15 protein-coding genes are annotated in these 21,347 nt (G+C 39.8%); 8 read left to right on the top strand and 7 right to left on the bottom strand.

The window, feature by feature from the left end; genetic code table 11:
- Positions 1 to 100: 100 nt before the first annotated feature.
- From ACTHN6_RS05215 to ACTHN6_RS05195, 5 genes are all read right to left on the bottom strand, one after another.
- Entirely contained in the window at positions 101 to 1,201 is a 1,101-nt protein-coding gene (locus ACTHN6_RS05215; RefSeq protein ID WP_440434665.1) for a D-TA family PLP-dependent enzyme, read from the bottom strand.
- Positions 1,202 to 1,512: 311 nt separating this feature from the next.
- Entirely contained in the window at positions 1,513 to 3,048 is a 1,536-nt protein-coding gene (locus ACTHN6_RS05210; RefSeq protein ID WP_440434664.1) for a DUF4832 domain-containing protein, read from the bottom strand.
- A gap of 47 nt (positions 3,049 to 3,095) precedes the next feature.
- A complete protein-coding gene (locus ACTHN6_RS05205; protein ID WP_440434663.1) occupies positions 3,096 to 3,965 on the bottom strand; it encodes a PKD domain-containing protein in 870 nt (289 codons plus the stop codon).
- An 85-nt stretch (positions 3,966 to 4,050) separates the two neighbouring features.
- Complete coding sequence (locus ACTHN6_RS05200; protein WP_440434662.1) at positions 4,051 to 5,529, bottom strand: RagB/SusD family nutrient uptake outer membrane protein; 1,479 nt, start codon at positions 5,527 to 5,529, stop codon at positions 4,051 to 4,053.
- Between the two features lie 288 nt (positions 5,530 to 5,817).
- The gene (locus tag ACTHN6_RS05195; RefSeq protein ID WP_440434661.1) at positions 5,818 to 8,811 is read right to left on the bottom strand and encodes a SusC/RagA family TonB-linked outer membrane protein; all 2,994 of its coding nucleotides are present in this window, start codon (positions 8,809 to 8,811) and stop codon (positions 5,818 to 5,820) included.
- Positions 8,812 to 9,159: 348 nt separating this feature from the next.
- Between ACTHN6_RS05195 and ACTHN6_RS05190 the strand changes: the two genes are divergently transcribed.
- The 3 genes from ACTHN6_RS05190 (at position 9,160) to ACTHN6_RS05180 (ending at position 12,369) form a co-directional block, all read left to right on the top strand.
- Positions 9,160 to 10,026, top strand: coding sequence for an EamA family transporter (locus tag ACTHN6_RS05190; RefSeq protein WP_440434660.1), 867 nt, complete (start codon positions 9,160 to 9,162; stop codon positions 10,024 to 10,026).
- Between the two features lie 172 nt (positions 10,027 to 10,198).
- The gene (locus ACTHN6_RS05185; protein WP_440434659.1) at positions 10,199 to 11,050 is read left to right on the top strand and encodes a helix-turn-helix domain-containing protein; all 852 of its coding nucleotides are present in this window, start codon (positions 10,199 to 10,201) and stop codon (positions 11,048 to 11,050) included.
- A gap of 92 nt (positions 11,051 to 11,142) precedes the next feature.
- A complete protein-coding gene (locus tag ACTHN6_RS05180; RefSeq protein WP_440434658.1) occupies positions 11,143 to 12,369 on the top strand; it encodes a hypothetical protein in 1,227 nt (408 codons plus the stop codon).
- A gap of 92 nt (positions 12,370 to 12,461) precedes the next feature.
- Here ACTHN6_RS05180 and agaR read toward each other — a convergent pair whose 3' ends face one another.
- Positions 12,462 to 13,247 carry a transcriptional repressor AgaR gene (agaR, locus tag ACTHN6_RS05175; RefSeq protein ID WP_440434657.1) on the bottom strand — a complete coding sequence of 262 codons (786 nt, stop codon included), beginning with the start codon at positions 13,245 to 13,247 and terminating at the stop codon, positions 12,462 to 12,464.
- A 151-nt stretch (positions 13,248 to 13,398) separates the two neighbouring features.
- Here agaR and ACTHN6_RS05170 point away from each other — a divergent pair, with 151 nt between their 5' ends.
- From ACTHN6_RS05170 to ACTHN6_RS05150, 5 genes are all read left to right on the top strand, one after another.
- Complete coding sequence (locus ACTHN6_RS05170) at positions 13,399 to 14,574, top strand: SIS domain-containing protein (RefSeq protein ID WP_440434656.1); 1,176 nt, start codon at positions 13,399 to 13,401, stop codon at positions 14,572 to 14,574.
- Positions 14,575 to 14,631: 57 nt separating this feature from the next.
- Complete coding sequence (locus tag ACTHN6_RS05165; protein ID WP_440434655.1) at positions 14,632 to 15,585, top strand: carbohydrate kinase family protein; 954 nt, start codon at positions 14,632 to 14,634, stop codon at positions 15,583 to 15,585.
- Positions 15,582 to 16,397, top strand: coding sequence for a class II fructose-bisphosphate aldolase (locus ACTHN6_RS05160; RefSeq protein WP_440434654.1), 816 nt, complete (start codon positions 15,582 to 15,584; stop codon positions 16,395 to 16,397). The genes ACTHN6_RS05165 and ACTHN6_RS05160 overlap by 4 nt, the downstream gene beginning before the upstream one ends.
- Before the next feature lie 68 nt (positions 16,398 to 16,465).
- Entirely contained in the window at positions 16,466 to 17,542 is a 1,077-nt protein-coding gene (locus tag ACTHN6_RS05155; protein ID WP_440434653.1) for an amidohydrolase family protein, read from the top strand.
- A 186-nt stretch (positions 17,543 to 17,728) separates the two neighbouring features.
- Positions 17,729 to 19,789, top strand: coding sequence for a glycoside hydrolase family 36 protein (locus ACTHN6_RS05150; protein WP_440434652.1), 2,061 nt, complete (start codon positions 17,729 to 17,731; stop codon positions 19,787 to 19,789).
- A gap of 94 nt (positions 19,790 to 19,883) precedes the next feature.
- On the opposite strand, the gene ACTHN6_RS05145 is transcribed toward ACTHN6_RS05150, so the two are convergent.
- Positions 19,884 to 21,254, bottom strand: a complete 1,371-nt coding sequence (locus ACTHN6_RS05145) for an alginate export family protein (protein ID WP_440434651.1) — start codon at positions 21,252 to 21,254, stop codon at positions 19,884 to 19,886.
- Positions 21,255 to 21,347: the final 93 nt, after the last annotated feature.

Below are 21,347 nucleotides of genomic sequence, written 5' to 3'. Positions count from 1 at the left end.
ATTTTGAATGATTTAAAGATTATACTGATTTTATTATTAAAGGCCTTGCGTAGCAGCTAAATGTTTTTTCTATCAGGCAATCCAAAAATACTTTCCCGCCTCAAATGGTTATTTTCCTGTCCCTCGCAATCACTTTCCATTCATCAATTGCCTCATTATTTTCAACAACAATGGCCCTTTCGTACAAAGCTACAGTAGGACAAATATGATATGGCACACCATACAGCACATCGCCCACTTTGTATAACGCAGCATCTTCAACCTTCAACACCAAATGTTCTTCGCTTTGGCCAAGTGGCTGTGCATTTTCTGCATTCAAAAAATGAACGCGCTTTTCAATCACATTTTCTGCAGCAACTGATTTATGGCCGAGGTCTATACAAATAGTATGTTCATCAACTACAGAAATAACCCTTGATATTACCAATGCTGCATAATCGAAAGGCTCATCCGGAAATTGTGTTTTATAACCATGATCCCAAAATACAAAAGTGCCGGGGCTGCATTCAACATCTTTGCGTTGGGCATGTATCGGGAAAGTTGGTGAGCCGCCTGCAACTATCTTTAATTTTATATTAAAGGATGACGCTATCTTTTCTGACAGTTCAACCGCCTGTTGAAAAGCTGTATCTGTTTTTTGCTTCCGTTCATCAACATCTGTATCACGGATATGCCCGTCATAAACATGCAGGCCGGTAATATGAATGCCTTTCAAATCCATACAGGTTTCAAAAAGATCAAAAGCATTGGATGGCTTTATGCCGGTTCTGTTCTGGCCGACATTCACGTCTATAAAAACATCAAAAGAAGTATCATTATCCAAAAAAATATCGGAAATGTTTTCTGCATTATCCGCATCGTCAATTAAACAGGAAAATTTTGTTGACGGGTATTGTTTAACAAGCTTTACCAGCCGTTTGGCTTTTACGGGTGTTGGTTGGTAAGCAAGCAAAACATCCGGCGCTTTTATCATGCCCAGCATTTCTGCTTCCGCAATGGTAGCGCATTTAAATTTTGTAATGCCTGCGCCCAGCATCATGCTGCAAACCTCAGCCATCTTGTTTGTTTTTACATGCGGCCTAAGCAAATTAGCTTCCCGCATGCTTAGTGCAGATTGAATGTTTTGCTGCACACGCTCTTTATAAACGATCAATGCAGGTGAATCAACTGTTTCAATATTTTTTATATTATACCAGTTCATCTTTCCATATTTTCTGCAAACATCATAAATAAAAAATGCAAATCGGTTATTAAACAAAAATTATGTTTTTGTTTCAATGGATAATTTAATAATTGCTTCATTTATTCTTAACAGGCAGGTAAACGATAGCGAATAAAGCATCAATAGCTTTGCTTCATATTTAAGTATAACTGTTGAAAATATATTAAGAGTGGTGTGATTTTTCTCATAAGACGATTGGCGTTGCATGTCTATGCGATGCTTGTTTTTTAACGGCAATTAATTGTTGCCCTTTTAATGCCTGCAATAATGCAAGCTTACAGAGCCGGTATTTATTGTATTGTTACCGATTTGTTCAAACTGTTGTAACCCGTTGTTTCTTCCCAGGCTTTTGTATTTGCCAGGCGAATGGAATAAGCAGGGTTTGATGACAATGAAGTATATGCATCGGGCATATTTAAGAACAAATCATAATTGCCGGCCGGCATATTATTTTGTGTTACAATTTTTGCAGTAAATGAAGTTAAGCCACTATACCATTTTCTGATATCAGTGTCAATCACATAAACAAATTCCTGCCTGGTTGATTGATTACGCATAATGAGTTGCACAGGCCTCGCATTATATGGCGAAGCATAACCCACATTATTTATGTTGAGCGTAAATGGCAACTGCATGCCTGCTTTAACAGGCTCTTTTGGAAAAATACCATCTCTTAAAACAAACCTGTAACCTAAATTCTTTTTAATGGCATCCATGCAACCTTCTGTTTGCCAGTCGTTGTTTACATCATTATTATAGGCGCAGTTTAAAAAACTGTAATGCATATTCGCCATTTCTGTTTGTGCTTTGCCGCTGTTTTCACAATTGTTTTCGGGGCTGTAAGTATCATCGCAAGTTTCGCCGCCAACAACCGTGAATTTTCCATCTGTCGCCGCATACAAATGCAATATAGAATAGGCGTCTGCACGCGGCGATGATGAATTGCCATAATCATCATAAGTACCGTAATCGTTGGGCGATGAAAGAAAGCAATCATTATGAAACCCGATGCGGGCGGCATCACTTTCATCGAAAGCCTGAGCATCAGTTAAAGCTGCTGATGATGTTGGTGCATTAACGCCATACACATACCGTTGTTTCATTTGCGGCGTGCGCACCTGTATCATGCGGCTTTGCGGCAATGCACCTAATAAGGCTTTTAATATTTCATTCTTGTCACTCCAGTTCTTATCCAATAATTTTCCTTTTCCGTTTGATGAAGGATCGCCAAAATAATCGCTGTAGTAATTTTCACCCCAGGTACCTATGAACCCCATCTGCATGCAGGCAATAACATCAGCATTATCCTGCAGTATGGGTTTTAACTGCGCTATTTGCGCCAGTACAATATTTTTGGGTGCATCGCCATATTGAGGGCATATAAAACCTTCCGGGCAGGCGCCGCTGTTGGCTGTAATAGTATAACAGAAACGAACGATGAGCTTAACACCTGCTTCACGGGCTGCCTTAAAATCGTTTCCGATATTGTTCAAAACATCCTGCGTTAAATTCTTATTAGTAAATCCATCTAAAATTATATTCCTGAACACAAGTGTACTGTAGATCTTATAATTGCCATCATCAGCCTGTAGCAGGCTGCGCCAGGTTTTCATCGTCTCCACATCGAGTGGTTCGTAATTTGATACATAAGTTTCTGTGGCACGATAAAAGCCCCGCTCAGGATTGGCGAAATCATCACTGCTTTCATCATAATAAATAGTATCTGTTGCAGGCGGCGTATAGGTTACAGGGTTCCCAATTTTATTGCATTGAACAAAAGCAATAATTGATATAATGCCGGCAATGAACAAAAGAATTTTTTTCATGAATGATTGGAACAAGTTATTAGAATAAGCAGCTATATCTTTTGAAGCTATTCACTCATGTCAAGATAAAACGCATCCGTGCTTTGATCGGGCGAATAACCAATGATAGCGCTCCAGTCGTTTGCCGCAACCTGCACACCAATCTTCAATCCTTTACCGGTTAAGCCTTTTATCTTACTCCTGCTAAGCCCGAATTCAAATTTTTGTACGCCACCGCTTTGAACCACTGCCCCAACTTTATAAAATTCGTTGAGGTTTTGATAAGTATAGTTGCCAAAGTTCTGCTGGTCTGTTCCAATGAAATAATAAGGGTCAAGCCAGTCATCGAATATGGTTCCTTCAAGCAACACTTCATACCCACCGTTTGGAATTTCACCGGTTAGCAAACCTGTATTGATATTGTTGTCAGCATCAATATACAGGTCGTAAATATTGCCGTCAGATTTTTTTGTATTCTGTTCAAAATAAACATATACATAATTGGCATCATAATCAAACTTGGCTTTAATAAAGTTGCCGGAATGTGCGCCCGCTGTTATAACATTGGTGGCAACCGTATCCCAGTCTGACAATGAATTATCGTCGAGTTTAATGCCTGAAACTTTTGCTATATGTATTACCGTTGATGCTTCGCCGGTAACGCCTGCAGATGTTGTGGCATATAATGTTGGTACATATTTTCCTTTGCCGGGATAAGTGTGCGTGGGGCTTTCATCTGTTGATGTGGTGCCATCGCCAAAATCCCATTTATAACTCACGGCGTCTTCAGATTTGTTGGTAAAGGAAACGGTTGCGCCATCAATGCTTAAACTATAAAACACGAATGGCTGCGGATTATCTGAATCTTTTTTGCAGGAAGAAAAATTAACAGCTGCAATTAATGCAGCGATTAAAATGGTGAGATTAGTTTTTTTCATTTGTAATGATTTTATAAACCTGCTTTACTGATATTTTTTTAATGTACCTGCTATCGGTCTGACGCCCTAAAGGCGTCTGACCGTGTTACGGGTTTTGTGTGCATAATGAATTACTCTGTATTTCATCAATCGGAATGTAATAGATGATCCTGTTATCTGTCGGTTCTACGATCATATTGCTATAGCCCGTCGGCGTTTTTGACAGGTCAATATCCGTTTCCTTTAAACCCGGCAAATGGTAACCCCAATAGGTTCGGTTCATTGTTTTATTATTGCGATATACATCAAAGGTGCGCTGGCCTTCAAAGGCAAGCTCTATGCGCCTTTCATTCAATACCACGTCCAGTAAAGTCATGCCATTAGGCACTTTGCCATTGTATAAACTGTTTTGCAGGCCGCGGTTCTTTCTTATAGCATCCACATCATCCAGGGCAGCTTTTGTGTTGCCGGTTTTTGCTTCGGCTTCTGCCCGGTTTAAATACATTTCTGCAAGCCTGAGCATAATGGGTGAGCTTAAAGTGGGACTGCCATCCTGGAAAGAAAATTTACTGATATAATAAGTTTCAATACCATTCTTTTTTGCAATACCGCCGTTGCCATCTTCAAGCGGTACAATATAATCCCAGCGCACATCTTCGGGATGTGTGCCCATTAAATTCCTTAATGATGAAGTAGCAAATTCTTCACCCCAGCCACTGTTGCCATCGCTGAATATCATGGAAGCGATAGAACCGAATTTGCCATAATCTTCTTTATCTGTAAAGGCAATACAGAAAATGGTTTCGGAAGCGCCCACTGCATTTGCAAACATTTGCGGAAACGTGTTTGCCGTTGTTAATGCAAACCTTCCGGAGCTGATTACTTTAGTAGCATAAGCTGCTGCGTTGGCATTATCGTCCATGTATAAATACACCCTTGACAGCAATGCCTCTGCTGCTTCTTTGCTGGCATACTGCACACCTCGTGAAGCATCCATTAAATCTTCTGCCTTTAATGCATCTGCAACAACCTGCGCATACACTTCTTCAACGGTTGACCTTGCTTTTTCTGATGGATCGCTGGTGGAGGTTCTTAATATAATGCCGGGTGCTGATTTATCCTGGGTGTATGGCCTTGCAAATAATCTTACAAGATTAAAATGCGCAAAGGCTCTCAGGAAATAACATTCGCCCAGTAATTGTTTTCTTACAGGATCATCTGTTGGTTCTTTTTCTACCGCCTCAATTACGGTATTGCAATCGCTGATGATCTTATAAGATATGTACCAGAAATAACGTGTATTGGTTTGTGTGGGAGAGTGGTCTAAACTGAAACTGTAAAACAAAGGATCTTCTGTTACCTGTGAACAAACAATATCATCGCTGGCAAAATCTGATAACTGGAAAAACTGGCGCAAATACATATTGTTGTCATCCGCTGTGCCGTTAAACATTACATGATCTTTAAACAAAGCGTAAGCACCATTAACCGCGTTGGTTAAACCTTCCGTTGTTGAGGTAAGCGTTTCTGTTGTAATGGAATCGCTGGGCGAAACATCCTTTATACAACTGCTGAAGGTGATCATGCAAAGAAAAATTGCAACAGCATATATGCGAGATGATGACGTTATTGCGAACGCAGTGAAGCAACCTGATTGGTTGTGGTTATATTTAGATGTGCTTATATTTTCTGTCTTCTTGGTTGTGTAAGATTCAGAAGATAAAGACTGGTTCAGTCTTGAAGACTGAGCCAGTCTTTTAAAAAGCTGCCATGAAAATATGTTGCACAAGGGAGTGACACAACCGTGCTTAATCATTGTATCACCTGCCGGTAACATAAAATTTCTTTTTATTGATTTCATATACTTCATGGCTTAAAATTTTATGTTGATGTTTAATAAATACTGGTGATTGTTGGGATATTTGAAATCGCTTACGCCGGGCGTTGTATAAATATCTGACTGGATGGTTGTTTGCGGATCCTGGCCCAGGAATTTGGTGAACGTATAAACATTATCTGCCGTAACTGTAACCGCGATGTTCTGCAGGCCAAGCCTTGTGGCCAAGCTTTGCGGCAGGTTATAACCAAGCGAAATATTGCGTATGGAAAGATAGCTGCCGTTCTGCAAATATCGTGTTGATGTTTCTGTTGAATTAGCCGCGTTTTGCGGGCTAGGATTGGTGGCGATGTCGCCGGGCTTCGTCCAGATGCTGTAACCTGATGGCAGTACAATTTGATTATAGTAAGGCTCGTTGCCATCGTTCATTACAAAGCGCAGATCGTTACTGTAAACTTTGTTGCCATACAGGAAATACAGGTTAGCGCTCAAAGAGAAATTTTTATACGTGAATGTATTGGTAAAGCCGCCCTGGTATTTCGGCAAGGCAGAGCCCACCTCCTGTAAAGTGGCTTCGGCATAGCTTGACGTGGTTTCTTTTGCCGTGACATTGCCATCTGCATCTTTGGTAATTTTTTCCCATAAAGGTGCGCCTGTTTGTGGGTCAACGCCTTTCCATACGGGCATATAGAACTCGTAAAGATTACCGCCATTGCGATAGGTTTGAGAGATGGCCCATGAACCTGTTTTTACAAAATTTGCCGGTAATTTTTGCAGCGTATTTGTATTAAAGCTGATGTTGAAATCCGTTGTCCATGAAAAATTTTTGTTCCGGATATTAATGGTTGATAAAGCAATTTCCAAACCCTTATTTTCTATCTCTCCTGAATTTTCCCATCTTGTTTCAAAACCGACAGACAATGGCTGCGACACCTGCAATAACAAATTCTTTGTTTGATTTTTATATACATCAACAGATAAAGAAATGCGTTTGAAGAAATCTATATCAACGCCAATGTTTGTTTGATATTTACTTTCCCATGTTAAGTTAGGGCTTGGCAGTTGTGATGGCGTTGCTGCAGATTCATTGTTGTATTGGCTGGTTAATGAATACAACCCCAGGTAACGGGAAGCGCCAATATCCTGTGTGCCTGTTACGCCATAACCGCCGCGTATTTTTAAGAGATCAATTACATGATTATCTTTCAAAAAATCTTCATTGCTTATTAACCATCCGGCAGATATGGCAGGGAATGAACCGTAACGGTTATTTTTTTGAAAAGCCGTTGAGCCATCCACGCGGTAAGAGCCGGTTAAGAAATATTTGTTTTTATAACTGTAGTTAACCTGCGAGATATAAGATATTAATGCCGACTGGTCATAATATCCATTCACGCTTAAATTGCTTGATACAACATTTAATACCCTTAAATTAAAAGGCAGGCCGCGGCCGGAAGCTCCTATTGTTTCTGTTTTGCCGCCTTCAAATGCAACGCCTGCAAGGCCGCTTAACTGGTGATCGCCAAACTTAAAATTGAATTTTAAAAGATCATTTGAAATGCCGCTGTAACTTAATATGCTGCTTTCATCCAGATAGCCCGTTCCATGATATTGCCCGGCAACATCGCCTGAATAATAATTAGTGCTCTTGCTGTAGCTTGCGCCAATGCGGTTGGTGCTTGAAAAGGCCAGCCAGTTGGTTATTTGATAATTAAAGTTAAGATCGTAGTTCACATCAAAACCTTTGTATGGATGATCTGAATGATCGATGGTGTGTAAGGGGTTTACTTTATCCCTGCTCCACCATTTGAAGGAAGAGTTGCCATCTACATAAACAGGCTTGCCCGCGCTGTCGTAAGGGTTATCCCAGGGCAGGTTTAGGAATGCATAATAAATATCATTGTAATCATAACTTGTGCCTGTAATACCGCTTATATTAATGGTATTGGTTAAAGATATTTTTGGGTTGAAATGCAACGTTGAAGACGCCCTTAAATTAACGCGCTGGAATTTTGTGTTCTTAAATGTGCCGTCTTCGTTATAATAAGATGCGCCGAGGTAATAATCGTTCTTGTCTGTTCTGCCTGAAATGGAGAAGTAATAATTCTGCATGAATGCAGGATTAAAAATTGTCGTCATCCAGTTATGATCTTGGCCTTGTAATTCACGCGGTCTTTCCGCATAAAATTTCAACAGGTCGATTTTATAGGAGTTGCCCGTATCAGTTGGAATATAGTCGCGGTAGAATTCTTTTTGATAGTTGTATAACTGTTCGCCATTCATCATATCAAGCTTGCCAAAATCCGGCGTGCGAAAACCTGTTGTGGCTTTAAATTCAAAAGCCGTTTTGTTTGTTTTGGCCCTTTTGGTGGTAACCACTATTACGCCTGCATTGGCCTGTGAGCCATACATGGCGGTTGCTGCGGCATCTTTTAAAACAGTGATACTTTCTACATCATTGGGATCGAAGTTGCCGCCGATTATTCCATCCACCACATACAAAGGTGATTGCGATGCATTGATAGATGAAACGCCACGCAGCCTTATCTCTGCATTGGCGCCAGGCACGCCTGAACTATTTACTACCTGCAGGCCAGCCACTTTTCCCTGCAGCATACTGCCTACATCATTGGTGGTTACATCTTTTAATTTGCCGGCATCAACAACTGCAACGGAACTGGTTAACTCGCCTTTCTTTTTATCACTGTAGCCAACAACAACCACTTCATTTAAATTCTTATCTGTTTCAATAAGCTGTATGGTAATATTATTATCTGCTGTATTTACAGCCACATCCTGCGATGCAAAGCCAATAGAACTGACAGTTAATGAAAATGCACCGGAAGGCACTTCAATCCTGAAACGGCCGCTGTCATCAGCAATGAATGATTTACCGTTTTTAATAGTGATGGACGCTTTGCTTACTGCATGCTGATCAGTTGCCGAAACAACTTTACCTTCCAGCGGCCTTGTTTGGGCAGATGCAAACAGGGCAGTAAATACTAATGGCAACAACAATATTTTTTTCATGTAGCGTTGGTTTGTTTTTGATTGTCACATATAATTCTCACCGGTTAATTTTTAATCTGTTTGGTTGCACGGGCTTATTTAAACCCCCATATCTTTTAATGGTTTAACAATAAGCTACTGCATTCAAATCAGCATACTTTAGTTATCATACCGAGCATCGCTATTGTATCAAATCAGTCTATTTTAGTTCAGGCAGCAGAGCCTGTTTCGAAATGTTTACCTTTCCATATTTAAATTATTCGAAAGATTTAAAACAAAACCAAAGATAACGAAAGAAATAAAAACAAAATAAAAAATATTAAAACTTTTTTATGGTTATTTTTATCAAATAAAAAATCATTATAACGAATGATAAAGTCGTCTAAACTCTGGCTGTTTTATGCGATAATCACTACGGTATTTTGGGGTGTTTGGGGCGCTTTTATTGAGATACCTGAAAAAGCGGGTTTTCCTGCAACATTAGGTTATGTGGTATGGAGCTTAACGATGGTGCCTTGTGCATTGGTTGCCTTAAGCATTATAAAATGGAAACCGGAAACGGATAAGCGTTCTGTTTTTTTAGGATTAATAGTAGGCTTGCTTGGCGCCGGTGGCCAGTTAATTTTATTTGAAGCGCTGCGCGAAGGCCCTGCTTACATAGTATTTCCACTAATATCATTGTTCCCGGTGCTGACAATTATTTTATCTGTTGCCTTCTTAAAAGAGCATACCAATAAAAAACACTGGATAGGCATATCGCTTGCATTAATTGCGGCGGTTTTCCTGGCCAACCCGAAATTAACAGGCAGCGAAACTTCGGGCAATAGCTGGCTATGGCTTTCAGTAATTGTTTTTATTATGTGGGGATTGCAGGCATATGTAATGAAGTTTAGCAATAATACCATGAAAGCCGAAAGCATATTTATGTACATGGCTATCGGCGCTTTGTTACTATCGCCTTTTGCCATATGGATGACCGATTTTTCGCAACCCATCAACTGGGGTTTTAAAGGGCCTTACCTCGCATTTATAATTCAAATATTAAATGCTATCGGGGCGCTTACTTTAGTATATGCGCTGCGCTATGGAAAAGCGATCATCGTGGTGCCGCTTACGGGGTTGTCGCCTGTAATAACGATCATTATTTCTTTAATTATTTATGCTGTTTTCCCGGGAACGATTTTATTGATTGGGTTAATATTAGCTGCCGTGGCGATCGTGCTGCTGAGTGAATAAAGCAGTGAGTTGTAATTCACTTGTCTAATCACCGGGGCAATCTTATCACCAGTAATTACTGTTGATCAATAACCAATAGCAGCCGTTCAATAACTCATTCCCGCTTCGGTTATTGATTTATTTAGCTTTATACAGCAGATTAAATTGAGTTGATATAATTATTGCAAAGACAATGTTTTCTTTCTCGCATAATAATATTAATTATACTGTCCGGGTACCGGCATATCCTGTTAATTTACTGGTTGAACATTACATAATAATGAAAGGAAACGGGAAAGTTACCGAAAGGCTGTTCCCTAATAATAAAGCAGAGATTTTTTTTAACCTGGGAGATAAGGTGAAAGGCATAAACAGCAACGATGCTATTACATTCGTTAACAGCAGTATCGTATCAGGTGTAAGGAGTTCTTTTTTTAATTTCTTACCACCCCTGAATTATTTTATGGTGGGGTTACGTTTTACAACTTTTGGATTCAACCAGCTATTTCAAATTCCGGCAATACATTTTACCGACAATAATTTTCCGGCAGAAAACGTATGGGGCAAAGAAATGACGTTCCTCTTAGAACGCCTGTATGAAGCGAGGCTTCAACCTGAAAGGTTATTCAGCATATTAGAAGAATGGATAACTGGCTGCCTGGCAAAATGCTCACTGCATGAAATCATCCAGTGGAACAAGCTGGAAAAAAAGTTCTATATCCCGAACTTATCCGTATCTGGATTAATAGACCGGTATATGGGGTACAGTCACAAACATTCTATACAATTAATAAAAAATAATTCAGGGCTAAGCCCGAAATACATTCAGAAAGTCATTCGCTTCAATGAGGCTCTTGCAATCATCAGTTCCCCCTCTTTTCAAAGCTGGTGCCAGGTTGCATACCTGGCAGGATATGCAGACCAAAGCCATTTTATCCGTGACTTCAGGACTTTTTCAGGATATACACCCGATCAATATTTACACCAGAAGCCCCTGGAATACTACAGAAAAGATATCATAGATACATCCCTTGCAAACAGGTAAATTTTGTTCTATACAAGCTTTAACAGCCACTGTAGTTTTATGCTTTTAAATGATTTGTTTAAAAATCATTGGTAACGTATAAAATTTACAGCATGAAAAACACAATGACCAGAACGGCCATAACCCTATTTATTTTTGGCTATGCACTAATTGCCACCAATTGCAAAAAACCTGAAACCACGCCAACACATCCGGATAATCCAGGCGACTCTATCCTGACCGGCATTCACCCGGATAGCGTAGCCGACCGGTTGCATTTTTTAAATACGACGAAAATAGCCGGTAGTATTCCTGATGCCCCTGCAAACAACTCGCTTAAAATTTCCTTTAAAGACACTTTGTTTCTCCTGGATACGTTTGTACAGCCTGTAAAATTTTTTCATACAGATAAAAATGAAAATGTAGCCGGCATTTACGTGCAGATATTTATAGGCGGGAGCGGCGGCATTTTTGAATCAAGCTATTATTATGATGTACCTGAAACTACACCGGGCAGCGACAGTATATCTATCATATATATTGGTTTTAAAGAAGATGGTTTTGTGCCACCTCCGGGATGCCTGATAAATATTGCACCATATGATGAGGACAAAAAAATAATTGCTGAAGCAACCAGACCATTGGTGATTACGGAACATGAAGAAGTGAATAACCCGGGAAATAATGGCTCATGCGGCCTGGTAACGCCATCAGATGAATCGTGGGTATGGGAAACCACTATTAGCTATGCACAAGCGGGAAAATTAATTATTTATGAGCCCGGAGTGAGATATGACTATGATAATCCCAATCCGCAACACACTGGCCAGGATATATTGGGTTGTTGCATAGAAGGCGAATCTCATTACGGCGCGGAGTGCCTTAGCACGGATTCATCTAATCAAAGGATCTTAAATTTCGCAACCGGCTATTCAATCAACAGTGAAAGCTTCAAATTTTTTGATAATGGCCGTTTTCACAGGATTACTATAGAAAAATCAGTAAACCCGGCGCCGGAAGAAAGTGATTTTTGCGGCAATGGGCCCGGCGTTGTAAAAGATAAAATTAGTGCTGTTACGTATGAAGGAAACTGGGCTATAGAAACAACGCCGCCTTACAGGCGTTGGGATACAAAATGGCTGAGTTTATTAACAACATCTTCATCAGACCCCCTGGGAGGATTTGGGAACGCAGGAGGTTATATTCACCAGTTAAATTGCAGGATGAAGCCGCCGGTACTTGTTTTAATCGAACCCGGCCGCGAAGGAGAAGGAGAATTAATAAAAATATATGACCGGGTTAATGATGACAGAAGCAAGCGTTGGTTTCCATTTTTATAACGATTGATAAACTTATTTAAACATGAGTTCGCGATAACCCAGGCCTTCAGGCCTGAGTTATCGTGAACAGATCAGGAGGAGGCAGGTTGAGCTCATCCTGCCACCAGTACTTCAATGCCTGCTTCCTCCAAACGTTTTTTGTCATCAATGGCAATACCATTATCGGTAACCACTTTTTTAATCTTATCCAGCCCGCAAATAAAGGCCAGGCTTTTTCTTTTAAACTTACTGCTGTCGGTTACGAGGATAACTTCTTTGGCAATCTCAATCATAATGCCGTTTAAATGCGCTTCATCAATATTGGGTGTAAAAATGCCCTGTTTGGTATCAAAGCCATCGGTGCTTAAGAAAACTTTATCAACAAAAAAATTGCGCAGGTTTTTTTCTGCCAACGGGCCTACCAGGCTCATGGCATTCTGCCTTAAATAGCCACCCGGGATGATGACGTTCACAGCCGGGTGTGCCGCCAGTAAATTGGCAATATTCAATGCATTGGTAATAACATTCAAATGTTTTATTCCATCCAGGTGTTTTACAATCTCGGCAGTAGTGGTGCCGCTGTCAATTATAATGGTTTCTCCATCATTAATTAAAGAAGAAGCCAGTTTGCCAATAGCCGCTTTTTCTGCCGCATGAATTTTATGCTTTTCTGTAATGCGCTGGTCTATCCCCACATGGTTTTCGGTATGAATGGCGCCGCCCCTTGCACGCACAAGCAGGTTCTTTCTTTCCAGGTGTTCAAGATCGTTGCGAATGGTTACTTCACTCACATTAAATTCCTTACTTAATTGCGTTACCATCACTTCGCCGGTTTCCTTTATATGTTCCAGTATTTTCTTTCGTCTCGATACTGTAAATCTTTCTTTCCTTTCAGCCATGGATGTAAAATTTTAGCTAATATATCAGAATATTCACTGAAAAACAATCTTAAGCATAATATTATTATTTAAATAGAAAGATTATGAAGAAAATAGAAAGATTTTGAAAGATAAATTTATAATCATTACTTTTGTTTATAAACCTTACTTCATGCAATTGCTTAGTCTGGATGAAAGTTACTTAAAAAGAAAAGGCGCATATTTAACGGCTGCAGAAATTGCCGGCCAGCCTGATTTATGGAATGCTATCGAACATTTATTTTTTGAGTACAGGGATGATGTTCAAGCATTTCTTTCCCGTGCTTATAAAGAAGTGGATAATATTATTTTTACAGGTGCAGGCACAAGCGCGTTTATCGGCCTTTCACTTGAAGGCCCTTTTTTCAGGAATACAAAAATTCAAAGCAGGGCCATTGCTACCACCAACATTGTTTCCCATCCGCAGGATTATTTTAATACAGAACAAACATCATTGATTATATCGTTTGCCAGGAGTGGCAACAGTCCTGAAAGCAACGCTGCACTTAAACTGGCTGATGCATTTTCAAAAAAATGTTTTCATCTTATTATTACCTGCGATGAAAATGGTTCGCTGGCGCAATATGAAACATCTAACCCCAAATATGTTTTCGTATTGCCTGAAAAGGCTAATGATAAAAGCCTGGCTATGACCGGCAGCTATTCGGGTATGTTATTAACAGGATTGATGATGGCGTATATCAATCATCCATCCATTATAAAAGATCAGGTACAATTATTAATAAAAGCAGCCTGGCATATATTATCAGGTGCATTAGTTACGTTGCAGAAAACGGCTGCCAAAGATTTCAGGCGTGCCATGTTTCTCGGCTCAGGAAATTTGTTTGGCACAGCAACTGAAGCGGCGCTTAAGCTGCAGGAATTAACTGACGGAAAAATAATCTGTAAAGAAGACAGTTATCTCGGTTTGCGACACGGGCCCAAGGCCGTAATTGATGAACAAACATTGGTGGTATATTTTTTCAGCAACAATGATTATGTAAAGCAATATGAATACGATCTTGCTGGTGCTATGAAAACCGGCAATAATGCTTTGTACGAACTGGCTGTATCTGAAAAAAAGGAAAATATTGTTGAGGTAAATGCGCAAATAAATTTTGATGACGGGCAGGAATGCATTGAAGAAGATTTTCTTCCTGTTTGTGCGATAGTGCCGGCGCAGTTACTGGCTTTTTATAAAAGTCTCGCTGTTGGTTTGTCGCCTGATAACCCGTCGGTGAATGGCGCCATATCAAGGGTAGTGCAGGGCGTGATTATTTATCCTTTTGAAGCCAGTATGACAATATAAATTATGAATAACCGCAGTTAATAAAATTGAATTTTCATTTTAAAATTTCAGTTAAACGTGCAGGATAAAAAATTTGATGTACTTGTTGCCGGCGAATTAAACATCGATCTTATTTTAAGCGGGCTTCCACAATTTCCTGAAACCGGTAAAGAAATTCTTGCCGATAAAATGGTTTATACGCTTGGAAGCAGCTCCGCCATCTTCGCTTCAAACCTAAGCGCACTGGGTGTTTCCGTTAATTATTGCGGCTGCATAGGCAACGATGACTTTGGAAAGAAGATCGTTAAAGACCTTGAAGCAAAGAATGTTGCCACAGATAATATTATTCTGAATAATTCATTGCAAACGGGTGTTACGGTCGCTTTTAATTTCGAACAAAACCGGGCCATGGTTACTTATCCCGGCGCCATGAATGCATTGAGTGAAAAGGATATAACGGATGCTATGCTGCGCAATGCCAGGCATCTTCATGTAAGTTCCGTTTTTATTCAGCCGGCATTAAAACCCGGCCTCGTAAAATTGTTTAAACGTGCAAAAGATATTGGCTTAACTACTTCTCTCGATCCGCAATGGGATACTTATGAAAAATGGGACTGTGACTGGAAAAATTTACTGCCAAATGTTGATGTATTCATGCCTAACACAGAAGAATTAAAAAATATAACCAGTAAAGAAAATATACAGGATGCCGTTGCTTCAATAAAAAGTTTTGCCAACATTATTGTTGTAAAAAACAGCATTGAAGGCGCCACGGCTTTTTATAAAAATGAAGTGATAGAACAGCCTGCATTTATGAATGATGATTTTGCCGATGCCATTGGTGCCGGCGACAGTTTTGATGCCGGGTTTATACGGCAATTCATTCGCGATAAATCATTAAAGGAATGTACAGAAATGGGTGCTGTTTGCGGCGCATTAAATACAACAGCTTACGGGGGCACTGCGGCATTCATCGATTTGCAGTCTGTAAAAAAATCAGTACTCCAAAAATTTAATTATACCATACAATGACGATGAAAGAAAAGCTGGCGGCATGCACCAAAGAAAGTAAAGCATTGCTGGCGGTGAACTTCTACAATTTTGAAACATTAAAGGGTTTATTGCTGGCTGCAAAGCAAACAAACAGCAGCCTGATCTTACAGTTAAGTGAGAGCTCACTGCAATATCTTGGAATCGAACCGGCTATTGCAATGGCAAAGGTTATGCTGAAAGAATTTAATGTGGAAGGGTGGGTGCACCTCGATCATGGCAGCAGCATTGAAGTTATTACAAAATGCCTGGATGCCGGCTTTGACAGCGTGATGATTGATGCCAGCGAAAAACCATTTGCTGAAAACGTGCACATTACAAAAGAGGCTGTAAGAATTGCTGAACATTATAAAGCAAATGTGGAAGCTGAATTGGGTTATATAGCCAAACTTAACCAATCGCACACATTTGAACCAACGAGCGCTGATGATGCGAAACGTTTTGTTGAAGCAACAGGTATCGATGCGTTGGCAATTGCCATTGGTAATGCACATGGCTTTTATAAAGAAATACCAAAGCTGCGCATTGACCGCTTAAAGGAAATACGGACTGCAGTGAATTGTGCACTTGTATTGCATGGCAGCAGCGGTATTCCGGATGCACAATTGCAGGAAGCCATCCGCAGTGGCATCAGCAAAATCAATCTTGCAACAGAAACAAAAAACACTTTTATGAAAAACCTGCAATCATTATTGGCGGAAAGTGATGAGATTGATTTGCGTAAAGTGTTTCCGAAAGCGATTGATGCAGTGAAGGATTTGATTGTTAGAAAACTTGATGTAATTAATATGTAAGATTGATGAATGGCCGGGCTTAACAGGTTCGTGCTTTTTTATATCTCTTAAAGCAAACAGGTTGTATTATGAAAAAAATATTCGTCGCTTGCGCATTTATGGTTGCACATCACGCTTTCGCACAAACAGAAGCTGATAAATTATTATTGAATAATTACAGGCCTGTATCTATTTATAAAACGCCTGCGGCCAATATACAGAAAGCTGCTTTTCCAATCATTGATATGCATTCACATGATTATATCCAAACACAAAAGGATGTGGACGACTGGGTTAAGCTGATGGATAAAATGAATATCCTGAAAACCATGGTGCTTACTTATGCCACCGGCAAAGGTTTTGACAGCGCCGTAGAGAAATACAGTAAATACCCCGGCAGGTTTGAGTTGTGGTGCGGCTTTGATTATACGGGTTATAGCGCGCCGGGCTGGCAAAAACATGCTGTGGAAGAATTGGAAAGATGTTATAAAAAAGGAGCCAAAGGTGTGGGTGAATTAGGTGATAAAGGTGAAGGCGAGTTGTATTCAAAACCAACGCCGGGAAAGGGTTTGCATATTGATGATCCGCAGATGAAGCCATTGTTTGAAAAATGTGCAGCGCTGCGTATGCCTGTAAGCATTCATGTGGCGGAAGATGAGTGGATGTATGAAACGCCCGATAGCACGAATGATGGTTTGATGAATGCTTTTAAGTGGCATGTGGATATGAATAAAACGGGAAAGCTTGACCATGATGCGTTAATAAGGTCTTTGGAGAATGCTGTGCGTGATAATCCCAAAACTATTTTTATCGCCTGCCATTTGGCAAACTCATGTTCTAATTTGCAGGTGCTGGGTAACATGCTGGATAAGTATCCGAATTTATATGCTGATATCGCGGCGCGTTATGCGGAGATTGCACCGGTGCCGAGGTATGCTGCGGCTTTTATTACAAAATACCAGGACAGGCTATTATATGGCACAGACAATAGCCCTGAAGAGCACATGTATTTAACCACATTCAGGATCCTGGAAAGCGCCGATGAACATTTTTATGAAACAGAAATGTTCAATTATCATTGGGCTTTGTACGGATTGGATTTGCCTAAAGAAGTACTGGAAAAATTATACAGAAAGAACGCGGAAAAGATCTTGAATGAGAAATGATGAAATTAGAATAATGAACATGTTAATTAATATAATGTTCGTTGAACGTCATGTCAAGGCACGAGACATCTCATGAATTTCAAACCGTTTAAAAGACGAGAGATTTCTCCTTCGTCGAAATGACGCTCATAGTTCGATTATTAGTTCAAATAATTATTCCAAGGTGCCCTTTTAATTTAAATTATTATGATGAGAATATTAGCGAATAAAAAGATTACTATTATAAGCTTATGCTGTTGTATTGCTTTCATTACTTCAGCACAAAACACAATCATTAAAAATAAAAATTTAGCCATAGAAGTGAATGATGATTTGCAGACAAAGGTGAATACAAGGTTCAATAATGCAAAACCTTTAACCAATGGTTTCTCTTCATCAGAATATATTCAGACAAAATATTTTACTGCGAAGAATTTTCATCTTACAAAAAAAGAAAAGAACAACATTAAAGATGCCGCAGGAAACGGTGTTGAATGGAAATTTTTCGGATCGGATAATATCAATCACATTGATAAAATCCTTTCTATAAAAACATATAATAATTTCCCCGATGCGGCTTATTTCAATGTGCAATACATCAATAAAAGCAATAAAGAATTGCCTGTTATAAAATGGGTGAATAATGAATACAATGTATTGCCATCAAGCGATACAACAGCATTCTGGAGCTTCCAGGGCAGTTCGCATGCAGACCGCCGCGACTGGGTTCAAAAAGTAAATCGCGGCTTTCATGAAAAAAATTTTATGGGTATGAATGCTTCAGATTATGGCGGCGGCATTCCGGTTATTGATTTATGGAGAAAAGATGCAGGCATTGCGGTTGGCAATACAGAAACTGTTGCCAAACTTGTCTCATTGCCAATAGATTTTGATCAATATGCAGATGCTTCGAATATGAGTTTACAGTATCAGTACCCGGAGCGGGAAATTTTACAACCAAACGATACGCTGCACACTTTTGAAACCTTTGTAAGCGTGCATGAAAGGGATTGTTTTGCCACGTTGCGCAACTTTTCAAACTTCATGCAAACAAAAGGTATAAAGCCTGCAACGACTGAACCTGCTGCATTTGAGCCAATCTGGTGCGCCTGGGGTTATGAAAGGGATTTTACGCTAAAGGAAATTTTAAACACGCTGCCTAAAGTGAAGGAACTGGGTTTTAAATGGGTTGGCCTTGATGATGGCTATCAACAGGCGGAAGGCGACTGGCACACGAATAAAGAACATTTTCCCGGTGGTGATGAAGAGATGAAAGCTTTTATTGACAGCATTCATGCGCAGGGAATGAAAGCTGTATTATGGTGGGCGCCAATGGCTGCAGACCCTGGCAGTAAAGTGTTGAAAACACATCCTGATATTTTATTGCAGCAGGAAAACGGGGCGCCGCAATACATAACCTGGTGGGATGCTTATTATATGTCGCCTACCGATAAAGCAGTAATTGAAGAAACGAGGAATACGGTTAAAATGTTTATGCAGGATTGGGGTTTTGATGCACTGAAATTAGATGGCCAGTATATGAATGCATGCGCCCCTGATTATGGCGGCCATAATATTGATTATCCGGAACAAAGTTTTGAAAAGCTGCCATTGCTGTTTAAGGAAATTTATGAAACAGCAAAAAGTATAAAACCCGATGCCGTGATTGAATTTTGCCCGTGCGGCGATGTAATGAATTTTTATCACATGCCTTATACCAACCAGTTTGTGGCAAGCGATCCAACCAGTAGCTGGCAGGTGCGGTTAAAGAATAAAATATATAAAGCATTGATGCCGCAAACGGCTTATTTCGGCGATCATGTTGAGCTTACAGATACCAAAGAAGATTTTGCTTCGCAAATTGGTATTGGTGCGGTGCCGGGAACAAAATTTGTTTATCCTGCAACGGGCGTAAAAAGTAAAGATGAAAATTTATTAACGCCGGAAAAGGAAAAGCTGTTTGAAAAGTGGATGAATATTTATAATGAAAAGATGTTAAGCAAAAGCATCTTTCGCGGCGATTTATACGATATTGGTTATGATGATCCTGAAACTTATTGCATACAAAAAGGGGATACTATGTATTACAGCTTTTATAATGCAGATTTTAACGGAACCGTTGAGTTAAGAGGCCTGGATGCAAAGAAAAAATATGCAGTGTATGATTATGTAAATGATAAAAAACTGGGAACAGTTAATGGCAGTAACCCTCAACTGCAATTAAACTTTAAACAGAGTTTACTGATAGAAGTATATGAAGTGAAATAATACTTGCAAATTTTTACTGCTGTTATTTGAGTCAAAAAACAACACCTGGAAATGCTGAATTTCGCAGGTGTTGTTGCAAATAACCATTGAGTTATTACTTCAACGTGCTGCTTAAAATAAAAGATGGCTGGATCTTTATCATCAGGTAAGCCCAGTTATTGTTGCTTTGTGCATTCGTTATATTCTTTACACCGGGTGATGCCAGCGATGCTGTTGAAAAGAAATGGCTGTAGCCGGCTTCAAAGCTTATTATTTTAGTCAGGGTGTAAGTGGCATTAACATCTGCTTCTGTTCCAAAATTGCGGTTCATTAAATTATCGTTGTTGTTATAAACAGGACTGCTGCTGTTGAACTGGTGAACACCTGCCGTAAACGCAAATGATGAAGATGCTGTATATTTTGCTTTCAGGTAATAATCTAGTAAACCTTTATTGCCAAAACCGCTGCCTGCATAAAAATAATCCATCAACCCCCAGAATTTGTGCGGTGTTCCATACAGCGGGTCAAAAGCATTGCTTTTATTACCGGTTGAACCACCCGTTGTATAATCAATACCGGGACCAACACTAAACTTTTTATTCACTTTATAAAAAGCGTTGGCCGATAACAGCGCTGCTGATAATTTTTCTCCTGATGCATTTTCTCCAAACTGGTAGTATGCCGAAGCGGAGAAGTTTATTTTATTAAAATTATTTGTGGTATAAAATCCTGTTGTAAACCTTGTCCAGGTACCATTATCCCAAACCTTCAAGGGCACATCATTCGTTATATCATTATGATATTTACTGAACTGGTCCGTAAAGAATATAAAAGAAACATTACCCTGTTCATATTTCCTGTCGGCATAGAGGTATTCAAAACTTTTATACATGCTGCCGCCGTTTGTGTTGGCTGCATAATTACCGGCCGGTGTTGGATTATATTTTGTGTCGGTTACATTTTCTTTATTCTGGTTAAATGCAAAACCGGCATGTATCATCCATTGGTTTGAATTAAATTGCAGCAGGGCCGCATCGTGGCGCCGTGCCGGCTGCGGCCAGTCGAGATTACCCATTAATCGCTCATCATCATAAATTATTTCCTGCCTGCCTAATTTAAGCGCCATGCTATATCTTTTGTTGGATGTATCTGTGAGGCCAATTTCTGCCCATGCTTCATGTAGCATCAGCCCGTTATTATCCTGCGTTGTTGTGCGGTTGATGGTTGAACCATCCTGGCCCCAAACCCGCACATCTTGTATTGATATGCCTAACTTCAGCCGGTAAGTGCTGAAGCCTGCCGATAATCTTGTGCGCTGTGAAGTAAACAGTGCCGGGTTTGCATCTTTTGGCAAAGGCGCTCCCAGGCCGTCGCGGTATTCTGTTCTTGTACGTAATTGTGCCGATACGGTTAATTGCGCCGAGGCGGTACTATAGAAACAAGAAGCCGTTAACCCGACAATTATGGTTTTTAATATTGGTTTCATATTGAATAATTGACAATAAAATATCATCTGCATTTTTATATTGAAAATGCATAATTGTTTAAAAATAAAATCCTGTAAAACGAAGCCTGGCTG

This window comes from Parafilimonas sp. (genome assembly GCF_051953455.1).
Lineage (GTDB): Bacteria > Bacteroidota > Bacteroidia > Chitinophagales > Chitinophagaceae > Parafilimonas.
Note: the sequence above shows the minus strand (reverse complement) of the source record. Positions and strands in the feature narration are given on the sequence as shown.